Origin of the sequence: Citrobacter sp. CK206, from assembly GCF_030333125.1 — a bacterium.
Classification (GTDB): Bacteria; Pseudomonadota; Gammaproteobacteria; order Enterobacterales; family Enterobacteriaceae; genus Citrobacter_B; species Citrobacter_B koseri.
Map to the genome: position 1 here is coordinate 58,390 of NZ_JAOWGM010000031.1, position 20,700 is coordinate 79,089.

The window sequence follows — 20,700 nt, forward strand, 5'->3', positions numbered from 1 at the left end:
TACCGGGCCGACAAAACCTCTCTCCCGTAGGCCGGATAAGGCGCTTGCGCCGCCATCCGGCGCTATGCCCGGTGGCGCTTCACTTACCGGGCCGACAAAACCTCTCTCCCGTAGGCCGGATAAGGCGCTTGCGCCGCCATCCGGCGTTATGCCCGGTGGCGCTTCGCTTACCGGGCCGACAAAATCCCTCTCCCGTAGGCCGGATAAGGCGCTTGCGCCGCCATCCGGCGTCATGCCCGGTGGCGCTTTGCTTACCGGGCCTACAAAATGCCTCCCCCATCGGCAAAAAAAAGCCTCCGCTACGGGAGGCTTTTTGCTTCGCGGTGAACCGCTGGCTATTTCCGGCGGAATTTACGGGTGAGCGGTTTCTCTATCTCCACAATGCAGAACAGCACTGCGCCGATAGCGAAGGTTATGCCCCAGTAACGCAGCGGCAGCGCTTCTGTGCCAAACAGCATCTGCATGAAAGGCATATAGATAATCGCCAGCTGTAACAGCAACAGAATGCCGCTGACCATCCAGATGCCTTTATTCATCAGCAGCCCGCGTCCCAGCGAGAAACCATCCGAAACCCGACAGTTGAGCATATATACCCACTGTGCGGTGACCAGCGTCTGCAACAGCACGGTACGGATAAACTCCGGGCTGTGGCCGCGAGGCTGCAACCAGACTTCCAGCGCAAAGGCGCAGGCCGCAATTAACGTTCCGACAAAACCGACGCGCCAGATAGCAAAGGCATCCATGACGTTCTCATTACTCTGGCGTGGCGGGCGTCGCATGATGTTGCGCTCACCGGCTTCAAATGCCAGCCCGAACGACAGCGTGGCGGAGGTCGCCATGTTCATCCACAGAATCAGTACCGGCGTGAGCGGGATCAGGTTCCCAGCCAACAGGGCAATGATGATCAGCAGACCCTGTGCCAGGTTGGTGGGCATGATGAACAGAATCGTTTTCTTCAGGTTGTCGTAAACGCGACGCCCCTCCTGCACGGCGCTGGCGATGGTGGCGAAGTTGTCGTCCGTCAGTACCATGTCAGCGGCTTCTTTTGTCACTTCCGTGCCTTTGATGCCCATCGCGATGCCGACGTCCGCCTGCTTCAGCGCGGGGGCGTCGTTGACTCCGTCGCCGGTCATACCGACAATCTCGCCTTTGTTTTGCAGCGCCTTCACCAGACGCAGTTTATGTTCAGGGCTGGTGCGGGCAAAGATGTCGTAGGTGACAGCGGCTTCGGCTAATGCCGCATCGTCCATCTGCTCCAGTTCGTAGCCCGTTACCGCGTGGGTGCTGTTATGAATCCCCAGCATGCCGCCGATACTCATGGCCGTTTGCGGGTGATCGCCGGTGATCATCTTCACGCGAATCCCCGCCTGCTGGCAGGCCTGGATTGCGTCAATGGCCTCTGGGCGCGGCGGATCCATCATACCTGCGATGCCCAGGAAGATCAGACCGTCATTCAGGCACTCATGGGTGAGAGAGGCGGCTTCTGCACGCCCTGGCTTCCAGGCTGCCGCAACCATGCGCAGACCTTCTTTCGCATAGCGCGCGATCTCCGCTTCCCAGTGATTTTGCGTAAAAGCTTCAGTACCGGTAGCAGTCTGCTGTAGCTGGCACAGTTTAAACAACACATCTGGCGCGCCGGTCACCAGTACGCGCTCTTCATTTCCAATGCGATGGTGCGTCGCCATGTATTTGTACTGCGAATCGAACGGGATTTTGCTGCGCAGTTCAGTTTCAATGGCGGGAAGGCGCGCTTTTGCCGCCAGCACTTTTAAGGCCCCTTCCGTTGGCCCGCCGGTGATGCCCCAGTGACCGTTTTCGTCCTGAATCAATTGGCTGTCATTACACAGGTCGATAGTGCGAAGGTAGTTCTCCAGCAGGCTGCCGGGCAGGATCTCTACCGCAGCGTCGCTCTCCTCAGTATGGATCTCGCCCATTGGCTCATAGCTGTTGCCCTGAACGCGGTAATTTTTGTCCGCCGTAATAATGGCTTTTACCGTCATCTCATTCATGGTCAGGGTGCCCGTTTTATCGGAACAGATCACGGACATCGCACCCAGCGTCTCGACCGTCGGCAGCTTGCGGATAATGGCGCGTTTGCGGGCCATCGTCTGTACGCCGAGCGACAGAATAATCGAGATGATCGCGGGTAGCCCTTCCGGTACGGCCGCAACGGCAAGGCTAATCAGAGAAAGCAGCAGTTCGCCCATCGGCATATCGCGCAGCAGCAGACTGAACACAAATAGTCCTGCCATCATGGCGACGATAATGGCGAAAATGGCTTTGCCGAGTTTATCCATCTGAACCAGCAGCGGGGTACGGTGCTTCTCAATGCCCGTCATCATCTGGTTGATGTGGCCGAGTTCAGTCTCTTCACCGGTGGCGATAACCACGCCCAGCCCGGCGCCTGCGCTGATGGTGGTGCCGGAGAACAGCAGATTTTTACGATCGCCTAACGGCAGTTCGCCGGTAAGGGTGTCGGCTGTTTTATCGACAACGGTAGACTCGCCCGTCAGGATGGCCTCTTCAACCCGCAGGTTATGGGCTTCCATAACGCGAAGATCTGCCGGGATGCGATCGCCTGCGCGCAGCACGACGATATCGCCCACCACCAGTTCGGTTGTGGGGACGGTTTCATGTTGACCGTTGCGGATCGCGACCGCTGAGTTCGACAGCATATTGCGGATGCTTTTCAGCGACTTTTCCGCGTTATTTTCCTGAATGTGGCCAATCAGCGCGTTGATAACGGCAACACCCAAAATGACGGCCGTATCCACCCAATGACCCATGACCGCAGTCAGCACCGCCGCAGCGATCAGGACATAAATCAGAACATCGTGGAAATGCGCCAGGAAGCGTAACCATGCAGGTTTGCCTGCTTTTTCTGGCAGCGCGTTAGGCCCATGCTGCGCGAGGCGCGCGCTGGCTTCATTTTGCGTCAGCCCGGAAGGCTGACTCTGCTTTTTTTCAAGTACCTCGTTAACAGATTGCTGGTACGGTTTTTTTTCAACGCATGGCGCAGAATGGAGACGATTTTTATTCGGCATTCTGGTCAATTTAAAATTCCTCGAAGTATAAAATGCATAATGTTTTGAATCGCGCTTATACTATTAAAATAAAGAGTCTGAATTATTGACATTAATCAATAGCGTTTCGTTAAAGATTATTTTATCTTTATGGTTAGATAACGCTTGTAGCGTATATTTTCAGTGTTTTGATGGAAATGTAAATTTAGTAAAGGAGGTAATTATGTTAGGAATATATAGCGGTAGGCGATTGATGTTACTGGTTATTTTTGCAATCATCATCGCGGTAATTAGCGGGATTTCAACCTACGCCTTCGTTAAATATCTGGGTTGAAAAACACTAAATATAGTGTTCCTTACATAACTTTTAAATATTTAAAGTTAATGACAGAGAATAAAAATAAAGGGCATAAGAATATATTTTTGATGAGCAGTCTGACAGGATGAACAGACTGCTCTGGACAGGTAAAAATATGACTAGCAGACTAACGAATAATACACATTGGTTTTCCTGTCAGCGGTTCAGGGTGAATTTCTGCATCAACCTGAAATACCTTGCGTAATAATTCTGGTTGCATCACATCAACAGGTTGCCCTTGCGCAATCACATTCCCCTGCGCCAGCACGACAAGATGATCGCAATAGCGACTTGCCTGATTCAGGTCGTGCAGTACCGTCACGACCGTTTTTCCCGCCTGTTTTAGCATCTGCATGAGCGCCATCAACTCCACCTGATGATTAATGTCGAGCCAGGTGGTGGGTTCATCCAGTAATACAATGGGCGTATCCTGCGCTAACACCATCGCCAGAAACACGCGCTGCCGCTGACCGCCGGACAGCTCCGTCAGCCGCCTGTCTGCCAGCGCGTCAGTATGCGTCTGCGCCATTGCCCGGTTGACATGCTGATGGTCGTCGCGAGAAAGCCGCCCCCACAGCGGCAGCCACGGGCTGCGGCCATAGCTGACCAGCTCCCGCACGGTGATCCCTTCCGGCGTCATGTGCTGTTGCGGCAGTAGCGCCAGGTGACGCGAAAGCGCGCGGGGTGAGAATGCCGACAGCGGCTTACCCGCAATGTGCAAGGTGCCGGATTGCGGTATGAGCAGGCGGGCAAGGCATTTCAGCAGCGTCGATTTGCCGCAGCCATTAGGCCCCAGTAATGCGGTGATCTGCCCGGCGGGTAGCGTAACCGACAGGCCGTCAAGAATGCATTTATCACCGTATCCGGCAGTCAGGTTTTCACATCTGATATCCATTTAGCGCATCCTCACAAGCAACCAGATAAACCACGGCGCGCCGATAATGGCGGTGAGCATGCCTGCCGGAAGCTCCGTGGGAGGGTTAATGATCCTTGCCAGCAAATCGGCCAGCGTTAAGACAAACGCGCCGATTAGCGCAGCGCCGGGCAGCAGCCAGTGATGGCGCCCTCCCAGCAGGCGTCGGGTCAGGTGGGGCACGACCAGGCTGACGAAAGCTATCGGCCCGCAAACTGCCACGCTGGTGGCTGCCAGCGCGACGGCGAGGAGCAATCCCTGGCGCTGCGCCCGCCTGACCGGGACGCCGAGCGTGCTGGCGCGATCATCGCCCAGCGCCAGCAGATCCAGATCGCGGCAAAACCAGGCACTGAGTGGAATAAGCGCCAGCATTACCGGCAGCGCCACATACACAAACGACCAGCCGCGTCCCCATAAACTGCCGGTCAGCCACAGCAGCGCGTTGTTAACGTCCTGCGGGCGGGAGAGCATCAGGTAATCCGTCAGGCTGGCCCAGGTTGCCGACAACGCCACGCCGATTAACGCCAGACGCAGGGGGGAGGAGCGACCCGCAATCGCACGCAGCAAGATCAGCGCACAAAGCCCGCCCACAAATGCCAGCAGCGGCAGCCAGACGACCGACAGCGATGGCAGCAGCATGAGTGCGCTTACCGTCGCCAGACTGGCGGCATGGTTCACCCCTAAAATATCCGGCGAGGCCAGCGGATTACGCACGATGCCCTGCACCAGTACGCCGGAAATTGCCAGGGCGGCGCCGACGAATATCGCCAGCAGCAGTCGCGGCAGGCGATACTGGGTCAGAACATAGTGGTGCTCGTGACCGGTATGCCAGCCATCGATCAGCGCGGACCAGGGCAGGGGAACCACGCCCAGACGCAATGACAGCAGCGCGGTGATACTCAGCAGGAGCAGCGTGATGAGCAGAATAAAGGCTTTCATCCACGCCTCCTTGCCAGCCAGACAAAACACGGCGCGCCAATCAGCGCCAGCACTGCGCCTGCCGGAAGCTCGCCCGGCCAGGCCAGCGCTCGCGCCAGAATATCCGCCAGCAGCATAAACGTTGCGCCCATCAGCAGGCTCATCGGCAGCAACTTACGCTGGTCGTGACCCGACCACGCCCTGGCCAGATGCGGCATTAACAGGCCGATAAACGCCACCGGCCCCGCCACGCTGACGCAGGCACCGACCAGCACCAGCACGCCGATATTGACGGTAAGCCGCAGCCGAAACAGGTTTACGCCGAACGTGTGTGCGGCGACATCGCTGACGTTGAGCAGATTAAGGGCGTTCGCCAGCAGCAGCATGGCGGGAATAATCACCAGAACAAAAGGAAAGAGCTGCCAGAACTCAGCCCAGCGCACATGGGCAATACCGCCCGCCAGCCATGAAAAAATGCTGTAAGCGTGGTCTTCCGCCAATAACAGCGTGATGCGGGTCAGCGCCATACACAGCGCGGAGAGCGCGATTCCGGCGAGAATCAGTTTGTTGCGGTCGGGCTCCTGTCGCCAGCCGCCGCCAGCCAGCATCACCAGAAGCCAGGCGAGGCCTCCGCCTGCGGCGGCGATAAACGCGATGGAATACCCGCTGAGCAGCATGGGGCTGAATGCGCTGGTTAACGCTATCGCCAGTGCCGCACCGCTGTTAATGCCGGTCAGAGAAGGGGAGGCCAGCGGGTTATGGGTCAGGGTTTGCAGCAATGTTCCCGCCAGGGCAAGGCTGGCGCCAATCAGCAATGCCACCAGGCTGCGCGGCAGACGTAAATTACGCACCAACGCCTCCGAAAGCGGAGGCGTTGAAGAAGGAAACAGGGCATGCAGAGCACTGACGGGTGAAATCGGGATCGCCGAGTAGCAGAACAGGCTCAGCCAGAACGCCGCCAGGAGCGCCAGTACGGGCGCTCCCCAAATGATCAATGTCCTCATTGCGTGGTATCAGGCGTCTGGTGATGAAAGATTTTCACCGTATCGCCGGCAATGCGTTCCGCAGCGAAAATCCCGCGCATCCGCGCCCAGCTATTGCTATCGACAGCGGCAACCTGGCGGTGTTGCGACGCCTGGAGCATGGACCACAACGTATCCTGCTGCCAGCGTTTAACGATGCTCTCCTGGCGGTAGTGCGCGACAATCAGCCACTGCGGATCGAGCGCCAGTAGCCGCTCCAGATTAATCGTGGTCATTGGCGCAGAGTTGATTGCCTCCGGCACGCGCAGACCCAGCGCAGCGAGCACGCCGCCCGTATACGATTCGCGGCTGTGCAGATTAAACTGCTGTTCGCGTGAGGTGCCGAATACCACGCTGGCCCCTTTCGGCAAGTGGGCGGCAAATGCGCGCATACGTTCCCGATGCAACGTCAGTCGTTTTTGCATTTCCGCATCTTTACCTGATACTTTCCCGATGATCGCGGCGGATTGCAGATTTTCGGCGTACGTTTCATTACGGGATTTGAGCAACAACACGGGGGCGATCTCTTGCAGCGCGGCGTAAATCCCTGCGTGGCGGCTGCTGTCAGCGATAATCAGGTCAGGCTTTAGCGCGCCGACCGCCTCAAGGCTCGGCTGAGCGCGCGTGCCGACGGACTGCCATTGCCCGATAATCTGGCGCACTTCCGGCAGCAGACGCGTGGGATCGTTGTCATCGGCGATCCCCACCGGACTGACGTTCACCGCCGCCAGCGCATCGGCAAACGACAGTTCCAGTACGACAATCCGTTGCGGCGTTTTATTCAGGGTAAAGGCGCCGTGTTCATCCTGCACCGTCACGGCAAAAACCGGCGCTGCCAGGACGATCAGGCTGAAAAAATAAACGCGAATAAAAGCAAACATAGTCAACTCCGGTTACCGGATGGCGCTGCGCTTACCTGGCCCACGTCACTCTGTAGGCCAGGTAAGGCATTTACGCTGCCACCCGGCAACAAATGAACAATCAGAACTTCAGTGACCCTTGCAGATACAGCGTTCGCGGCTGTCCGGCATAGATGCCTTTGTTGTTGTCATCATACGAGCGGGTGTAATACTCATGGTCGAAGATATTCTTCACGCCAAACGCGAGGTTCAGGTTGGCCATCTCGGGGCCGAAGTCATACGCCACGCGCGCGCCCCACAGCATGTAACCCGGAATACGCCCGGTGCTGCCGTCCGCGCTCTCTTTCCTGGTATTGGCGTTGTCGGCAAACTGGCTGGACTGGAAATCGCTGTTCAGGTTGAACGTCCAGTTGCCGGGTTTGTAATCCACGCCCAGCGTCCCTTTATGCTTCGGTGAGAACGGCACCTGATTGCCGTAAGTGTCGCCTTTTTCGCGAATTTCGGCGTTAACGTACGCGTAGTTAGCGTAAACGGCGACATTTTCCAGCGTGGGCGTCATATCGCCGAGATCGTAACGTACCTGCGTTTCCAGCCCGGTATGACGGGTTTTGCCACGGGCGGTGACCGTATCGTTAGTCTGGTTGGAGTCGTACTGATTATTAAAGTTAATCAGGAACAGCCCCATTTCCGCCGTCAGCGCGCCGTTGTCGAATCGGGTTCCGACTTCCCAGGTTCGCGCTTTTTCCGGTTCCACATTGCCGCTTTGCACAGCCTTGCCAATTTGACTGTACTGTACGGTGCCGAACGAGCCTTCAGTGTTGGCATAAAGATTCCAGCTGTCAGTGAGGTGGTAGAGGACGTTAAGCGCCGGAAGCGGGGCGTTGTAGCTCACCTCTTCGTGCGTACCTTTAACGTTGTTGTCCTGGTAGGATTCAATGTGCTCAAAACGCATACCTGGCGTAACGGTCCAGTTGCCGATATCAATTTTGTCATCGAGATACCAGGCGTGAGCTTCGGTTCCTGAACGCGTATCACGGTCATAAGGGCTGGATGTTGACGGCAACTGACCGCTGGTGGTTGCGGTGTAGTAACGCATTTCATGCGTGGATTCATTGACATAGCGATAGCCTACGCCGACTTCATGCGCAGACGGGCCAATCATAAAACTCTGGCTGTAGCGCGGTTCAATGCCGCGAACCCAGTAGTAGCGCGGTGAGAGCGTAATGCGTTTTCCTTGCTCTAAATAACCGCTGCGCAGGGTGCGGGTGTAGAAACCCTGAACATTGAATTTGTGCTGGCTGTCGGGCTGGTATTGATACCCCAGACTGGCAAGCTGGCGGCGGCCCCAGAAGCTGTCATACGGGCGCGTGGACTGCCAGCGATCGGCGTCGTAGTCGGCGCGGGACAGGCCGCCGGGCATATCGGCGTGACCGTCATAGTATTGCAGCAGGCTATTGAAGGTGTGTACCTCGTCAGGCGCATATTTGCTTTTCAGCATCACGTCGTCGATACGGGTGTTGCTGTGTTCGCGCCAGTCGCTGCCGCGCGTGCCGGAGTAGAGCAGGGCCGTGCCGAAACCGTTATCCGCCGTTCCGCCTACCATCAGGTTGTGCGTCTCTTTTGGATTGTTTTGCGACGAGGTGGGGCTGAGTTGCCCTTCAACGCCGGCTTCAATACCGAAATCCTGCGGAATCGCGCGGGTCACGAAGTTCACCACGCCGCCCACGCTTTGCGGCCCATAGCGCACCGCGCCGCCGCCGCGCACCACGTCAACGGCATCCATATTGCCCAGAGAGACCGGCGCGAGCGACAGCTGCGGCTGACCGTATGGCGCAAAAGGTACGGGGATGCCGTCCATCAATACCGTCGAGCGGCTGGCCAGGCGTGGATTAAGACCGCGAATACCGAAGTTCATTGCCAGGTCATGGCTGCCGGTGCCGTTGTTTTCCGGGGCGTTGACGCCGGGGATACGGTTCAGCGCTTCGCGCATGGTCGTCGCGCCGGTTTTGGTGAAATCATCCCGACGGATAACGTCACGCGCGCCGGCATGTTCGAACACGTCGTTTTCCCGGGCTTCACCCAGCCAGTCGCCGACTACGGTCAACGAGTCCTCGCTGGCAACCGGGGCGGCTTCCAGCGTCCAGGTGTTATCGCCTAACGATTTTTCCTGTAGGCCGCTCCCCTTTAGCAGCGTGCGCAGGCCATCTTCAAGCGCGTAGTCGCCGTGCAGTCCGTCACTGTGTTTGCCCCGCGTGAGCGAAGCATCCACTGACATAATAATGCCGCTGCGGGCAGCGTATTGATTAAGTGCTTTGTCTAAGTCTCCGGCGGCAATATCGAACTGCGTGGCAAATGCAGGCAGTGAAGCCAGTCCGGCAAGCGGAAGCAGGCTTAAACGAATCGCCATCACCAGAGGTGCTGTGTTATGAAAGGCCATCACGTCTCCATCATCATTTCTTTATTTGTATTCAGTTATGAAGTCGAACGAGCGGGGCAAAAGGGACAATAAAAATGATAATTTTTTTCGTTATCGTTTAAATGGCAGGGGACAGCGTGACCCAGTAGCGCGTAACAAACTGAATTTTCACAGGAAGTGTTTTCGCGATCGCATTCAGTACGGCATCGGTGTTGCCGAGCGGGAACGTCCCTGTCAGGCGTAATCCGGCAACGGCCGGGTCACAACGCAGTATGCCGTGCCGGTAGCGCGAGAGAGTGGCGATGACGTCGCCCAGAGGTTTGTCGCTGAAACTTAACACGCCCTGCGTCCAGCTTGCAGACTCGTCATTCAATGATGCGACGTCGCCAAACTGCGAGGCGCTGAAGCGCACCGTTTCACCTTGCTGAATAACCCGTTTTTGTTGCGGATCTCCGGCGAGAATCGCTTCGACGGCATGTTGTCGGACGCTAAGGACGGTTTCATCGCCGTCCTGGCGCACGGTAAATTCCGTACCCAATGCGGTGAGCTGGCCCTGGCGCGTCTGTACACGAAACGGGCGTTGCAGCGCGTCTTTTCCGGTGGTAATGGCGATCTCGCCGTACCAGAGCTGGATCTGGCGCTGGCTACTGTCAAATCGCACGTTAACCGCGCTGTCGGTATTCAGCGAAAGCAACGTGCCATCCTCCAGCGTCTGCTGGCGAGTCTGCCCCCGGGCGGTACGATAATCAGCACGCAGGCCTTCACCCAACTCCGATCGCCAGAGCTGCCAGCTGCCGCCCGCGCAGACCAGCAACAGCAACCCTTTCAGTACGTGGCGGCGCGTCAGGCGGCTGTCTTTCAGCGTGTGGCTGGCGAGTTTGCCGGGGACGCTGCTCATCTGGCAGCGCAGGTTTTCGACCTGCTGCCAGGCCCATTGATTATCCTGATCTTGTTCATACCACTGCTGCCAGCTCGCTTCCTGCTGGGGGCTTACGCGCTCCCCGCTTAAAACGGCATACCAGTGTGAGGCTGAACGTAGCGCCTGGCGGCGGGCATCGGTGAGGGAGGTTTTCACAGGTCATGCTCCAGGCGGAACAGCAGGCAGTGTTCCGTGGCTTTCGCGACGTACTTTTTCACCGAACTGACGGAAACATTCAGACGTTGCGCGATGTCGCTGTAGGTCAGCCCGTCAAGCTGAGAAAGCAGGAAGGCTGTTCTCGCTTTGGCGCTCAACCCGTCCAGCATCCTGTCGACAAGTTGCAGCGTTTCGAGATGCGACTGCTTTTCTTCAGCGGAAGGCGCCAGCGTTTCGGGTAACTGCGCAAGCATCTCCAGATACGCTTTTTCCAGCGCATTGCGGCGGAAAAGGTCGATCATCACCCGTTTGGCGACGGTGCAGAGAAACGACTTTGGGTCGCGAATCGCCGTCAGAGATTCACCGTTAATAATACGCAGGAAGGTGTCCTGGGCTACGTCGTCGGCGTCGAACGCCGACTGTAACTTTCGCGCCAGCCAGTGCGTCAGCCAGCCGTGATGCGCACGATACAGCGATTCAAACGTTAAAGGAGCGCACTGAACTGGAGTCGGCATAGCGGAAAAGTATCAAAAGTTAATCATCACGGCGGGGATGTTAATATGAGAATAGTTCTCATTACAATAAATGATACGGCGATTTTAGCGGGAGAAAGGTTAACTGGCTGTTTTTGAGAGAATAAAAAAGCCTCCGGGCGGAGGCTTATATCAGCATCAGGTCAACACCATCGGCCACTCTGGCGGGGTATGGCTCATGGCTTCCACCATCACGGCTTCGATATTGTTCCAGATTGCGGAGACATCCATCAGAGTGATGCCGAGTAACCCGGTTGCAAACCAGCAGGCCGACACGACGCCAAGGCCGCTACTGATCACCGCGAGTCCGATATAGTCGGATTTACGAAAGCGAATATTGAGCGTGCTGGCTAAAAACATGAGCACAGCGCTCAGCAGTTGCCAGCGGAGAAGAACCACGCCAGTGGTTATGGTAGCCATGAAACATTTCCTCTGAGAATAGCAGGTGCCCTGGACAGCGCGGCGTTGCTCACGGAAGGCGTGGTACACTCTGGCTATCGACGGGCATGACATCGACACTGAATGAAACAACGTTTCTGTTTCATCATTTTTGTGAACTATATCACAATAAATTGTTTGTTAGCCAGTGCAGGGCACCCTTTTTTGTGCGTTTTATAACCATAAATTAAGTATGGGTATCTGGAGGGGCTATACCGGAAGATTATGGAGCTGGTTATTGAAGATGTATTTTTATTACCATTTTATTAGCGCCGGAAAATTAACCAGCCTGGAAATTTAACTTAATTTTTCTGCATTAATCGGAAAAAACCCTGGAAAATTCTTACTCCTTTTGGATTAGAATATTCCCTAATAAAAATAAGCATAACTTTAAGTTTGCCTTACGGGAAAATATTATCGTCATCCGTCAATATCAGACTTTTACCAGGAAAAGTCTGTTGCTAATGTCGCTTAATTCATGCAACGTAATCACCTGTTTGTTATAGCATCCGCCTTGATGATGACAGGCACAGACAATTCAGGGATACAGGGCCGAAATGAATCATAGCGCGCAACGAAAGTTGCTGAGATTCCTTGGAACAATCATGGTGGTATTACTCCCCGTGATGCTGGCGCTATGGTTTGCCCACATGCGGGCGGTGTCTGAAACCCGTAATCAACTGCACTCTTTTGCCGAGCTGGCATTAGAAAAAACGGAACTGGTTGTCCAGCAGGTGGAGCTGGCCCGCGACGCGATACAGCAGTATCAGGGAAAAGCCTGTACTCCTGCGCATCAAAAACGAATGCAGGATATTATTCGTGGTCGTCTGTATATCAGCGAGTTAATTTATGCGCAAGACGATCATTTTTTATGCTCTACGGTAATGGCGCCTGCCAGTCCTTATATTATCCCTGCCGCAGATTATAAACGAGAACCAGACGTTTCTATTTATTACTATCGTGATACGCCGTTCTTTGCTGGCTACAAAATGACGTATATGCAAAGAGGACACTATGTCGCGGTAATAAATCCGTTGTCTTACAGCGAGGTGATGTCAGACGATCCCACTCTGGCCTGGGGCGTATATGATACGGTGACGAACTCCTTTTTCTCCGTGAGCGAGCAGGCAAACGTCGAACAATTATTACCGTTGCTGCACCGTGATGAATCTACCTTTCAGCAAAATAATCGCTTCTATACTATTGCCCATTCAGAAAAACGTCCGATCGCGATAATTGTTTCCACTGATAACGCGCGTTTCTATCAGAACCTGTACCATCAGGCGACGTTAACGCTGCCGTTAGGCATTATCTGTAGCATCATTGTGTTATTGATGTGGTCGCGTACGCGCGAGGAATATCATTCACCGCGCCGTTTGTTGCAGCGAGCGATCGATAAACGTCAACTGCGTCTTTATTATCAGCCCATTATTGATATTCAAAATGAAAAATGCGTGGGGGCGGAGGCGCTATTGCGCTGGCCTGGTTTTGAAGGGCAGGTGATGAGCCCGGCAGAGTTTATCCCGCTGGCTGAAAAAGAGGGGATGATTGCGCAGATTACCGATTACGTGGTGGAAGAAGTATTCAACGATCTGGGACATTTTCTCGCCTCGCAACCTCATCTTTATATCTCTATTAATCTCTCTGCTTCTGATTTCCACTCCTCCCGGCTTATCGCGTTAATTGCGGAGAAAGCCCGCCAGCATTCCGTTCTTGCGCAACAAATTAAGGTGGAAGTGACAGAGCGCGGCTTTATTGACGTGCCGAAAACCACGCCGGTTATTCAGGCATTTCGTCAGGCGGGTTTTGAAGTGGCGATTGATGATTTTGGAACAGGGTATTCAAACCTGCACAACCTGTATTCATTGAATGTCGATATTCTGAAGATTGATAAATCCTTTATCGACACGCTGACCACCAATAGCACCAGCCATCTGATCGCGGAACACATCATCGAAATGGCGCAAAGCTTACACCTGAAGGCCATTGCCGAGGGCGTGGAAACGGCAGATCAGGTGAACTGGCTGTTCAAGCGCGGCGTTCAGTATTGTCAGGGATGGTATTTTGCGAAGGCGATGCCGCCGCAGGCGTTTATTCAGTGGCTGCAACAGTCGCCCGCACTCCTGATGCAGCGCGGGCAGTAAAGTTACAGACGATGACGGTAGTCGCTGGGCGTGCGGTCAAACTCGCGGCGGAAGACGCGCGAAAATGTCTGTTGCGACACATATCCCAGATCCATCGCGATATCAAAAATGGGGCGCTCGGTCGTTCGTAGCTCTACGGCGGCCAGCAGGAGTCGGCGCTGACGAATATAGTCGCCCAGCGTCTGATGCATCACCGTGCGGAACATCCGCTGTAAATACCACTTCGAGTAACCTGATTTTTTTGCGACCACATCAATGTTCAGCGGTTGGTCGATATGTTCATCAATCCATTCAATAAGGGTCTGAATTATCTGCTGATGGGACATATTGCTGCCTCTTTCTCAGTGTTCGATTCGTCGTTTTGTCTGCGGGCGAGTATAATTCCTCAAGTTAACTTGAGGTAAAGCGATTTATGGAAAAGAAATTACCGCGTATAAAGTCCCTGCTTACGCCGGGTGAGGTGGCGAAACGTAGCGGTGTGGCGGTATCGGCGCTGCACTTTTATGAGAGCAAAGGGCTTATCAGCAGTGTCCGTAACGGCGGCAATCAGCGGCGATATAAGCGCGATGTGCTGCGCTATGTGGCGATCATCAAGATTGCTCAACGTATTGGCATTCCGCTGGCGACCATTGGCGAAGCGTTTGGCGTATTGCCTGAGGGGCATACGCTGAGCGCAAAGGAGTGGAAGCAGCTTTCTTCGCAATGGCGTGAGGAGCTGGACAGACGTATTCATACTCTGGTGGCGTTGCGTGATGAGCTGGACGGCTGCATCGGCTGCGGCTGTTTGTCGCGTAGCGATTGCCCGCTGCGCAACCCCGGCGATCAGCTCGGTACGCAGGGAACAGGGGCGCGATTGCTGGAAGATGATTAAATGTCGTTTCGCCGGGACGCGCGTAGGCCGGATAAGCGAGCGCCATATCGCCGCGCATAAAACTAAAGCGCCGCAAGGGCGCTTTAGTTTGTTTCCGGTCTTTGTCTTTCGCTCTATCCCGTTGGTTCACGGGAGGGTTTCCCCCGACATCAACACCCCTCAGTCGAGCACGTGGTGGAGGTTCCGGTTTGTGTTGATACTGTAATTGTATGCCATGCCCGCCCGTTTGCCAGTGTATTGTCTGTTTTTTAGCCGAAATTTTTACGCCATCTCTCGCTCTTTTCTATAGTTAATTTGAATGAAAAACAGGAGACAGCCATGCTGACGGTGCATCATTTGAATCAATCTCGTTCCCAGCGCGTGCTCTGGGCGCTGGAGGAGCTGTCGCTGCCCTACCAGATTGTTCGCTACCAGCGTGAAAAAACCATGCTTGCGCCACCGGCGCTGAAAAAAATCCACCCGCTTGGAAAATCGCCCGTTATTGAAGATAACGGTGAGATCCTCGCCGAATCCGGCGCCATCCTGGAGTATTTGCAGGAAACCTATGACCACGCAGGGCAGTTTAAACCTGCCGATGCCCGGCAAAAACGGCAGTATCGGTTCTGGCTGCATTATGCGGAAGGCTCGTTAATGCCAATGCTGTTAATGAAACTGGTGTTTGTCAGCCTGGGTAAACCGCCGGTGCCATTTGGGTTACGCACGCTGGGCGGCATTCTGGGGCAGGGCGTGCAAAAAGCGTATCTCAACCCGCAACTGGAGACGCATGCGCGCTACATTGATGCGCATCTTGCCGCGCAGCCCTGGTTTGCCGGGGAACATATCAGCATGGCGGATATCCAGATGAGTTTTCCTCTGTTTGCGTTACTGAGCCGAGGCGGAATTAACGACCTGACGCACATTAGCGCCTGGAAGAAGCGCGTAGAGATGCGCCCGGCGTGGCAAAGGGCTATCCAGCAAGGCGGTCCTTTTGAGATCCCTGGCGGATAGACGGATGTGTCAGTCGTCCGCCCGAGAAAAAATGTTATCAGATTGCGCATTGACGATAACGTTTGCGCATCGACTGGCGATTTATTGAGCGTGATGAAAAGAAATAAGCAAAAAGCCGCAAAGTTTAGTTGAAAAGCCCCGTATTATCGCTGGATAATCGTTTGCTTTTTTTACTACCCGTTTTGTATGCGCGGAGTTAAACGTTTGCTTTTTTGCGACACCCCTTATTGTTGCAAACGTAGCACAAGGAGATGACGTTTCGCTGGCAGTGGATTGTCCACCACGCATACTCGACGAAAAATAAACTCTCAGGGGATGTTTTCTATGTCTACGCCTTCAGCGCGTACCGGCGGTTCACTCGACGCCTGGTTTAAAATTTCACACCGTGGAAGCACCGTCCGTCAGGAAGTGGTTGCCGGATTAACGACTTTCCTGGCGATGGTCTACTCCGTTATCGTGGTTCCGGGGATGCTGGGTAAAGCCGGATTCCCGCCTGCCGCCGTATTTGTGGCGACCTGCCTGGTGGCTGGCGTCGGTTCTATTGTTATGGGTCTGTGGGCGAACCTGCCGTTGGCTATCGGTTGCGCCATCTCGTTGACCGCCTTCACCGCGTTTAGCCTGGTGCTGGGTCAGCACATTAGCGTTCCGGTTGCGCTGGGTGCGGTATTCCTGATGGGCGTGCTGTTTACCATCATCTCGGCGACCGGTATCCGTAGCTGGATCCTGCGCAATCTGCCGCATGGCGTGGCGCACGGCACCGGCATCGGTATCGGCCTGTTCCTGTTGCTGATCGCCGCGAATGGCGTGGGTCTGGTGATTAAGAACCCGCTGGACGGTCTGCCGGTCGCGCTGGGTAACTTTGATTCTTTCCCGGTTATCATGTCGCTGATTGGTCTGGCGGTCATTATCGGCCTGGAAAAACTGAAGGTGCCGGGCGGCATTCTGCTGACCATTATTGGTATTTCGGTTGTGGGTTTGATCTTCGATCCATCCGTCCATTTCTCCGGCTTTTTTGCTATGCCGTCTTTAAGTGATGAACACGGCAACTCGCTGATTGGCAGCCTGGATATTATGGGCGCGCTGAACCCGATCGTCCTGCCGAGCGTGCTGGCGCTGGTGATGACCGCTGTTTTCGACGCCACCGGCACGATTCGCGCGGTCGCTGGCCAGGCGAACCTGCTGGATAAAGACGGGCAGATTATCGATGGCGGCAAAGCGCTGACCACCGACTCCCTGAGCAGCGTGTTCTCTGGTCTGGTTGGCGCAGCGCCTGCGGCGGTATACATTGAATCGGCGGCGGGTACGGCGGCAGGCGGTAAAACGGGTCTGACGGCGATCACCGTCGGCGTCCTGTTCCTGCTGATCCTGTTCCTCTCTCCGCTCTCTTATCTGGTTCCGGTCTACGCGACCGCGCCCGCGCTGATGTACGTCGGCCTGCTGATGCTGAGCAACGTGGCGAAAATCGACTTCGCTGACTTTGTGGATGCGATGGCGGGTCTGATCACGGCGGTGTTTATCGTCCTGACCTGCAACATCGTAACCGGCATTATGATTGGTTTTGCTACGCTGGTGATCGGCCGCATTGTGTCGGGCGAATGGCGTAAGCTGAACGTCGGCACCGTGGTGATTGCCGTAGCGCTGGTCGCCTTCTATGCGGGCGGCTGGGCTATCTGATTCCTGGCGTCCTCTAAAAACGGGTGGCTTTTGCCGCCCGTTTTTATTTTCAGGACACATCCCGTTGTCTTTTGCGTTACTCTGAGGAAGATAGAATTGAGGCACGACGCCTCACGTTTTAAAACATAAGAAATATCGCAAACAGGGAACGCATGGAAATCTTCTTCACAATACTCATCATGACCCTTGTGGTCTCGCTGTCGGGGGTATTTACTCGTGTATTGCCCTTCCAGCTTCCTTTACCCCTCATGCAAATCGCCATTGGCGCGCTGCTGGCATGGCCGACGTTTGGTTTGCATGTGGAATTTGACCCTGAACTGTTCCTGGTGCTGTTTATTCCGCCGCTGTTGTTCGCAGATGGCTGGAAAACGCCGACCCGGGAGTTTCTCGAACATGGGCGAGAGATTTTCGGCCTGGCGCTGGCGCTGGTGCTGGTCACGGTGGTCGGAATTGGCTTTATGATTTACTGGCTGGTGCCGGGCATTCCGCTGATACCGGCCTTCGCGCTGGCTGCCGTGCTGTCGCCGACCGATGCGGTTGCGCTTTCCGGCATTGTCGGCGAGGGGCGCATTCCGAAGAAAATTATGGGCATCCTGCAAGGCGAGGCGTTGATGAACGACGCGTCCGGCCTGGTGTCGTTGAAATTTGCCGTCGCTGTGGCGATGGGGACGATGGTGTTTACCGTCGGCGGGGCGACGGTGGAGTTCTTCAAAGTCGCAGTGGGCGGTATTCTGGCGGGTTTTGTCGTCAGTTGGTTATACGGTCGCTCCCTGCGTTTCCTGAGCCGTTGGGGCGGGGATGAGCCAGCGACGCAAATCGTCCTGCTGTTCCTGCTGCCGTTCGCCTCCTACCTGATTGCGGAACATATCGGTGTATCCGGCATTCTTGCCGCTGTGGCGGCCGGGATGACCATCACCCGTTCTGGTGTTATGCGTCGCGCGCCGCTGGCGATGCGTCTGCGTGCCAACAGCACCTGGGCGATGCTGGAGTTTGTCTTTAACGGCATGGTCTTTCTGCTGTTGGGTCTGCAACTGCCAGGGATTCTGGAGTCGTCGCTGGTGGCGGCGGAAGCCGATCCCAACGTTGAAACCTGGATGCTGTTCACCGATATCGTGCTGATTTATGCCGCGCTGATGCTGGTGCGCTTTGGCTGGCTGTGGACGATGAAGAACTTCAGTAATCGCTTCCTGAAGAAAAAGCCGATGGAGTTTGGCGCCTGGACGATGCGTGAAGTCCTCATCGCCTCCTTTGCGGGGGTACGCGGGGCGATTACGCTGGCCGGTGTGCTCTCTATCCCGCTATTGTTGCCGGATGGTAACGGCTTCCCGGCGCGCTATGAGCTGGTATTCCTTGCGGCGGGCGTGATTTTGTTCTCGCTGTTTGTGGGGGTCGTGATGCTGCCGATTCTGCTGCAACATCTGGAAGTGGGCGATCACTCACAGCAGCAGAAAGAGGAGCGAATCGCCCGCGCCGCCACGGCGGAAGTGGCGATTGTCGCGATTCAGAAGATGGAAGAGCGTCTGGCGGCGGATACCGAAGAGAACATCGATAACCAGTTGCTCACCGAGGTCAGCTCCCGTGTGATTGGTAACCTGCGTCGCCGCGCCGATGGGCGTAACGATGTGGAAAGCTCAATGCAGGAAGAGAACCTTGAACGGCGCTTCCGCCTGGCGGCGCTACGCTCGGAACGTGCAGAGTTGTACCACCTGCGCGCGACGCGTGAGATCAGTAACGAAACCCTGCAAAAACTGCTGCATGACCTGGATTTGCTGGAAGCATTGTTGATCGAGAATCAGTAAGCACCCGTATCGCCCGGTGGCGCTTCGCTTGCCGGGCCTACAGGGGGCGATATTGCCTGGCGGCGCAACAATTTTGCGAGCCGTTTTCCTGAATTTACCTCTGCTCATTGTTGGCTTTCTCCTTTTCCCTCTACGCTCGGAGAAAAGGAGCCAACATGTCCAACTATCGTCGTTATTACATTAATGGTGGAACGTGGTTTTTCACCGTTAATCTTCAGGATCGTAAAAGCGGTCTTCTTACGTCCCATATCCATGCGCTTCGTCATGCCATCGCCAGCGTTAAACAGCGTAAACCTTTTCATATCAACGCTTGGGTTGTATTACCCGAACATATGCATTGTGTATGGACCCTCCCTGAAAACGAGCACGATTTCTCCTCTCGCTGGCGCGAAATTAAAAAACATTTCTCTAAATCGCTGGGTTTGCGTCAGGTCTGGCAACCTCGATTCTGGGAACACACGATTCGGGATGAATACGATTATCGCCAGCATGTTGATTATAGTTATATCAATCCGGTTAAACATGCCTGGGTTAAACAGGTAAAGGATTGGCCCTTTTCAACATTTCATCGCGATGTTCGCCACGGGATATACCCTGCGGATTGGGCGGGAGAGATTACCGGGCTTAATGTTGGTGAACGCGGTGATTAAATTGCCCGGTGGCGCTTTGCTTACCGGGCCTACAAAATGCACTCCCGTAGGCCGGATAAGGCGCTTGCGCCGCCATCCGGCGAGCGAGGCGTTATTCCTGCGTTAACCAGAACCCTTCGCAACACGTCAACCACGCTCTGGCGCTGTGGGACAAATAAACGCCTTCGCGCCAGATCATGCCCAACTGCCAGCGTAAATCACTCTCCAGCGGGAGCCAACGCAGGGTTTGTTTATCCAGCCGTTGGCAAATCGGCTCCGGCAAAATCGCAATTCCGACGCCGGCCTGTACCATAGCGGCCAGGAAATCCCACTGACCGCTGCGTACCGCAATACGCGGCTTCACATCATGCTGCTTAAAAAGCCGCATCAACTGGCGATTCAACGCAAAATCTTCGTTGTAGATAAGCAGGGGATGCTCCGCCAGCTCTTCGGGGGAAATCGACTCGCACGCCATCCACTTACCGGAACGCGGCACCAGCACGCATAGCGGGTGGCTGAACAGCGGCAAGGTCGTCAGTCCGCTCTCTTCCTCCACCGGCAGCGCGGTCATCGCCACATCCAGCTCGCCGTTCATTACCGCCTGCTGTACCGTCAAACCGCCAAATTCTGCAATCTTCAGTTCCACACCCGGATAACGCTGGCGAAACAGGCTAATCGGCCCGGCCATCAGCATGCCGACCATCGGCGGGATGCCAAGCCGCAGCAGCCCTTTATTGAGATGGTTAATATCGCCCAGCTCTGCTTCCAGCTGGCGAAATTCAGCGAGGATCGCCAGGCCGCGCTCGAACACCACGCGCCCGGTATCCGTCAGCAGCAGACGTCGCCCATCGCGGATCAGCAGCGTGCAATTAAGCTCATCTTCCAGATTCTTCAGCATCTTGCTGATGGTGGGCTGAGTGACAAATAACTTCTCCGCTGCGCGGGTGAAACTCTGCTGGCGCACCACCTCGACAAAATAACGCAGCGTTCTGATATCCATGATTATTCCTTAAGACTATGCCTGCAATGAGTTTAATTCA

At 55.3% G+C, this 20,700-nt stretch carries 18 protein-coding genes; 7 read left to right on the plus strand and 11 right to left on the minus strand.

Annotated features, from left to right (window positions below; genetic code table 11):
• Positions 1-361 (plus strand): hypothetical protein (locus OGX81_RS21330; protein ID WP_286487640.1); only part of this gene is annotated, 361 nt, incomplete at its 5' end.
• On the opposite strand, the gene OGX81_RS21335 is transcribed toward OGX81_RS21330, so the two are convergent.
• The 9 genes from OGX81_RS21335 to OGX81_RS21375 all read right to left on the minus strand — a co-directional run bounded on the left by OGX81_RS21335 (position 336) and on the right by OGX81_RS21375 (position 11,538).
• Complete coding sequence (locus OGX81_RS21335) at positions 336-3,053, minus strand: cation-transporting P-type ATPase (protein ID WP_373561845.1); 2,718 nt, start codon at positions 3,051-3,053, stop codon at positions 336-338. The two genes, OGX81_RS21330 and OGX81_RS21335, sit on opposite strands and share 26 nt — an antisense overlap.
• Positions 3,054-3,508: 455 nt before the next feature.
• A complete protein-coding gene (gene fecE, locus OGX81_RS21340; protein ID WP_104867897.1) occupies positions 3,509-4,276 on the minus strand; it encodes a Fe(3+) dicitrate ABC transporter ATP-binding protein FecE in 768 nt (255 codons plus the stop codon).
• Complete coding sequence (fecD, locus tag OGX81_RS21345) at positions 4,277-5,233, minus strand: Fe(3+) dicitrate ABC transporter permease subunit FecD (RefSeq protein ID WP_104867896.1); 957 nt, start codon at positions 5,231-5,233, stop codon at positions 4,277-4,279.
• Positions 5,230-6,216 carry an iron-dicitrate ABC transporter permease FecC gene (gene fecC / locus OGX81_RS21350; protein WP_104867895.1) on the minus strand — a complete coding sequence of 329 codons (987 nt, stop codon included), beginning with the start codon at positions 6,214-6,216 and terminating at the stop codon, positions 5,230-5,232. Before fecC ends, fecD begins: the two co-directional genes overlap by 4 nt.
• Positions 6,213-7,115: a Fe(3+) dicitrate ABC transporter substrate-binding protein FecB gene (locus OGX81_RS21355; RefSeq protein ID WP_104867894.1), complete on the minus strand. Its 903-nt coding sequence runs from the start codon at positions 7,113-7,115 to the stop codon at positions 6,213-6,215. The genes fecC and OGX81_RS21355 overlap by 4 nt, the downstream gene beginning before the upstream one ends.
• A gap of 100 nt (positions 7,116-7,215) precedes the next feature.
• The gene (gene fecA / locus OGX81_RS21360) at positions 7,216-9,531 is read right to left on the minus strand and encodes a TonB-dependent Fe(3+) dicitrate receptor FecA (RefSeq protein WP_104867893.1); all 2,316 of its coding nucleotides are present in this window, start codon (positions 9,529-9,531) and stop codon (positions 7,216-7,218) included.
• A gap of 97 nt (positions 9,532-9,628) precedes the next feature.
• Entirely contained in the window at positions 9,629-10,585 is a 957-nt protein-coding gene (gene fecR / locus OGX81_RS21365) for a ferric citrate uptake sigma factor regulator FecR (protein WP_104867892.1), read from the minus strand.
• Complete coding sequence (gene fecI / locus OGX81_RS21370; protein ID WP_012134602.1) at positions 10,582-11,100, minus strand: ferric citrate uptake sigma factor FecI; 519 nt, start codon at positions 11,098-11,100, stop codon at positions 10,582-10,584. Before fecI ends, fecR begins: the two co-directional genes overlap by 4 nt.
• A gap of 156 nt (positions 11,101-11,256) precedes the next feature.
• The gene (locus tag OGX81_RS21375; RefSeq protein WP_012134601.1) at positions 11,257-11,538 is read right to left on the minus strand and encodes a YjcB family protein; all 282 of its coding nucleotides are present in this window, start codon (positions 11,536-11,538) and stop codon (positions 11,257-11,259) included.
• A 575-nt stretch (positions 11,539-12,113) separates the two neighbouring features.
• Here OGX81_RS21375 and pdeC point away from each other — a divergent pair.
• Entirely contained in the window at positions 12,114-13,700 is a 1,587-nt protein-coding gene (gene pdeC / locus OGX81_RS21380) for a cyclic di-3',5'-guanosine monophosphate phosphodiesterase PdeC (RefSeq protein WP_012134600.1), read from the plus strand.
• Positions 13,701-13,702: 2 nt separating this feature from the next.
• Here the strand turns inward: pdeC and soxS are convergent, their stop codons facing one another.
• On the minus strand, positions 13,703-14,026 hold the full coding sequence (gene soxS, locus OGX81_RS21385) for a superoxide response transcriptional regulator SoxS (protein ID WP_012134599.1): 324 nt from the start codon (positions 14,024-14,026) through the stop codon (positions 13,703-13,705).
• An 86-nt stretch (positions 14,027-14,112) separates the two neighbouring features.
• On the opposite strand from soxS, the gene soxR reads away from it, so the two are divergent.
• From soxR to OGX81_RS21410, 5 genes are all read left to right on the plus strand, one after another.
• Positions 14,113-14,571 (plus strand): redox-sensitive transcriptional activator SoxR, encoded by a 459-nt coding sequence (gene soxR, locus OGX81_RS21390; protein WP_049011570.1) that lies wholly within the window; start codon positions 14,113-14,115, stop codon positions 14,569-14,571.
• Positions 14,572-14,889: 318 nt separating this feature from the next.
• The gene (locus OGX81_RS21395) at positions 14,890-15,558 is read left to right on the plus strand and encodes a glutathione S-transferase family protein (protein ID WP_012134597.1); all 669 of its coding nucleotides are present in this window, start codon (positions 14,890-14,892) and stop codon (positions 15,556-15,558) included.
• 324 nt (positions 15,559-15,882) lie between these two features.
• The gene (ghxP, locus tag OGX81_RS21400; RefSeq protein ID WP_024130830.1) at positions 15,883-17,232 is read left to right on the plus strand and encodes a guanine/hypoxanthine transporter GhxP; all 1,350 of its coding nucleotides are present in this window, start codon (positions 15,883-15,885) and stop codon (positions 17,230-17,232) included.
• A gap of 152 nt (positions 17,233-17,384) precedes the next feature.
• Entirely contained in the window at positions 17,385-19,031 is a 1,647-nt protein-coding gene (locus OGX81_RS21405; protein WP_012134595.1) for a Na+/H+ antiporter, read from the plus strand.
• Positions 19,032-19,186: 155 nt separating this feature from the next.
• Positions 19,187-19,681 carry an REP-associated tyrosine transposase gene (locus OGX81_RS21410; RefSeq protein WP_049011572.1) on the plus strand — a complete coding sequence of 165 codons (495 nt, stop codon included), beginning with the start codon at positions 19,187-19,189 and terminating at the stop codon, positions 19,679-19,681.
• Between the two features lie 91 nt (positions 19,682-19,772).
• Here the strand turns inward: OGX81_RS21410 and OGX81_RS21415 are convergent, their stop codons facing one another.
• On the minus strand, positions 19,773-20,660 hold the full coding sequence (locus OGX81_RS21415) for a LysR family transcriptional regulator (RefSeq protein ID WP_104867891.1): 888 nt from the start codon (positions 20,658-20,660) through the stop codon (positions 19,773-19,775).
• Positions 20,661-20,700 lie beyond the last annotated feature (40 nt).

Excerpts from the sequence above, each read along its gene's own strand:
- OGX81_RS21395 (WP_012134597.1), top strand. The coding sequence starts at position 14,890 with ATGCTGACGGTGCATCATTTGAATCAATCTCGTTCCCAGCGCGTGCTC.
- fecC (WP_104867895.1), bottom strand. The coding sequence starts at position 6,216 with ATGAGGACATTGATCATTTGGGGAGCGCCCGTACTGGCGCTCCTGGCG.
- pdeC (WP_012134600.1), top strand. The coding sequence starts at position 12,114 with ATGAATCATAGCGCGCAACGAAAGTTGCTGAGATTCCTTGGAACAATC.
- OGX81_RS21410 (WP_049011572.1), top strand. The coding sequence starts at position 19,187 with ATGTCCAACTATCGTCGTTATTACATTAATGGTGGAACGTGGTTTTTC.
- ghxP (WP_024130830.1), top strand. The coding sequence starts at position 15,883 with ATGTCTACGCCTTCAGCGCGTACCGGCGGTTCACTCGACGCCTGGTTT.
- fecD (WP_104867896.1), bottom strand. The coding sequence starts at position 5,233 with ATGAAAGCCTTTATTCTGCTCATCACGCTGCTCCTGCTGAGTATCACC.
- fecE (WP_104867897.1), bottom strand. The coding sequence starts at position 4,276 with ATGGATATCAGATGTGAAAACCTGACTGCCGGATACGGTGATAAATGC.
- soxS (WP_012134599.1), bottom strand. The coding sequence starts at position 14,026 with ATGTCCCATCAGCAGATAATTCAGACCCTTATTGAATGGATTGATGAA.
- fecI (WP_012134602.1), bottom strand. The coding sequence starts at position 11,100 with ATGCCGACTCCAGTTCAGTGCGCTCCTTTAACGTTTGAATCGCTGTAT.
- soxR (WP_049011570.1), top strand. The coding sequence starts at position 14,113 with ATGGAAAAGAAATTACCGCGTATAAAGTCCCTGCTTACGCCGGGTGAG.
- OGX81_RS21375 (WP_012134601.1), bottom strand. The coding sequence starts at position 11,538 with ATGGCTACCATAACCACTGGCGTGGTTCTTCTCCGCTGGCAACTGCTG.
- fecA (WP_104867893.1), bottom strand. The coding sequence starts at position 9,531 with ATGGCCTTTCATAACACAGCACCTCTGGTGATGGCGATTCGTTTAAGC.
- OGX81_RS21415 (WP_104867891.1), bottom strand. The coding sequence starts at position 20,660 with ATGGATATCAGAACGCTGCGTTATTTTGTCGAGGTGGTGCGCCAGCAG.
- OGX81_RS21355 (WP_104867894.1), bottom strand. The coding sequence starts at position 7,115 with ATGTTTGCTTTTATTCGCGTTTATTTTTTCAGCCTGATCGTCCTGGCA.
- OGX81_RS21405 (WP_012134595.1), top strand. The coding sequence starts at position 17,385 with ATGGAAATCTTCTTCACAATACTCATCATGACCCTTGTGGTCTCGCTG.